Genomic DNA, 1,371 nt, shown 5'->3' on the forward strand with positions numbered 1-1,371 from the left:
GAATTACCTTTAGATTTGCTAACTGAGAATATGATAATATTGTAGAGAATAAATAAAACAACCTAATCAACAAAGTGAACCAGACGAATTACAAGGATAACGCCCTAAAATTCGAGTAGGACTTTGTTGATTTTACTAAAGAGTATCAGACTAGTAATTAAGACGTCGAGGTCTAGTATTAAGGTTTAGATGATATTTTAGTAACAGGTTGCCTTAAATAATTATCATATGGACAAATTTACACAATTTATCGGAATAGATATTTCCAAAGATTATTTTGATGTAGCTATTTATGTAGATGCTAATTCTTGTAAACACAATCAGTTTGAAAACACTAAAACGGGAGTTGATCAATTTATGAAGTGGATGAAAAGCGAAGGATGTTGTGTAGAGGAAACATTGATATGTATGGAGCATACAGGTATTTATAAAAATATTTTAGTAGATATTTTGCTTTCAAAGAATTGTAATCTATGGGTAGAAATGGCTTATAGAATTATAAGAAGTAGTGGAATACAAAGAGGAAAGAATGACAAGATAGATTCTAAAAGGATAGCATTGTATGCTAAGAAAAATCAAGAAGAAGCGAAGCTCTTTAAAGTATCAAAGGCTGTATTGAATAAGATTCAGGCTCTATTGGGACAGCGAGAGATGAGTATAGCTCATAAGACAGCTATAGAAGTAAGAACCAACGAATTTAAGGGGTTTAATGATGAACTGCACAAGGTTTTGTCTAAAAATGATAAGGCTATTATCAAGGCTTTAGAGAACGCTATAAAGGTGATTGAAGAACAGTTAAATACTCTTATTAGAGAAAATCAAGAGGTATCTGAGATATTTGATTGTGTGATTTCTGTAAGAGGTGTTGGAGATATTACAGCGATGTTTTTAATATGTTATACCAATGCGTTTACATCATTTGAAGACTCTCGACAATTAGCATCTTATTGTGGTGTTGTCCCTTTTGAATATACTTCAGGTAAAAGTGTAAGAGGCAAAGCTAAAGTACACTTTATGGCTAATAAAAAGCTTAAAAAACTTTTACATCTCTGTGCTTTATCAGCTGTTAGATGGGACCCAGAGATAAGGGCTTATTACGAGAGGAAAGTTGGAGAAGGTAAGCATAAGATGCTTGTTTTAAACAATGTTAGAAACAAGCTTGTACAGCGTATATGTTCTTGTGTTAGGAATAAAAAAGCTTATGAGGTACGACAAGTAGCATAAACATCATACATTGAATTAGAAACAAAAATAGAGGATAATACGGATATAATCCTCAGGTTAGATATGCCTTGTTTTATTGAGTTATTCTCAAAAATAAGGTGTAAAATATATTAATAATGATTTGCTTTTATCATAGTAATCGAATTA

Annotated in this window: 1 protein-coding gene; it reads left to right on the plus strand. The window is 31.5% G+C overall.

Annotation, left to right across the window (positions count from 1 at the left end; genetic code table 11):
• Window positions 1–228 precede the first annotated feature (228 nt).
• The gene (locus tag AABL87_RS17670) at window positions 229–1,224 is read left to right on the plus strand and encodes an IS110 family transposase (RefSeq protein WP_341277696.1); all 996 of its coding nucleotides are present in this window, start codon (window positions 229–231) and stop codon (window positions 1,222–1,224) included.
• Window positions 1,225–1,371: the final 147 nt, after the last annotated feature.

The organism is Myroides sp. C4067, from assembly GCF_038039665.1.
Lineage (GTDB): Bacteria > Bacteroidota > Bacteroidia > Flavobacteriales > Flavobacteriaceae > Flavobacterium > Flavobacterium odoratimimum.